1 protein-coding gene is annotated in these 533 nt (G+C 61.4%); it reads left to right on the top strand.

The genetic code is table 11. The annotated features are described in order from the left end of the window. On the top strand, positions 1-533 hold a 533-nt coding region (locus tag AWB80_RS42900; protein WP_208635785.1), incomplete at both ends, for a condensation domain-containing protein.

The following is a 533-nucleotide window of genomic DNA, read 5'->3' as shown; positions in this document are numbered from 1 at the left end:
TCGCCCATCGCCAATAGAACGCATGCGCAGATCGAACCGCTCATCGGCCTGTTCGTCAATACGCTGGTGCTGCGTGCCGATCTCTCGGGTGCGCCGTCCTTACGCGATCTGCTTGCGCAAGTCCGTGATACGACATTGGCTGCGTATGCGCATCAGGATCTGCCATTCGAGAAGCTCGTCGAAGCGCTCGCGCCGGTTCGTGATACCAGTCGCACGCCGCTGTTCCAGGTCATGTTCGTGTTGCAGAACGCGCCGATGGAAGCGCTTGCCTTGCCCGGGCTGACACTGGAATTGCTGCCCGCGGCCGAAGCGGGTGCCAAGTTCGATCTCACGCTGAGCCTCACGCATACGAACGACGGCTTAGCTGGCACGTTCAGCTACGCCACCGACCTGTTCGATCAACCCACCATCGCACGGCTGGGCGAACGCTTTACGCGCTTGCTCCAGCAAGCACTCGATCAACCCGATGCATCGCTGCACGCGCATGAACTCGTGCTGCCCGAGGAGCACGCGCTGCTCGAAAGCTGGAACGA

This window comes from Caballeronia pedi (assembly GCF_001544915.2).
Lineage (GTDB): Bacteria > Pseudomonadota > Gammaproteobacteria > Burkholderiales > Burkholderiaceae > Caballeronia > Caballeronia pedi.
Note: the sequence above shows the minus strand (reverse complement) of the source record. Positions and strands in the feature narration are given on the sequence as shown.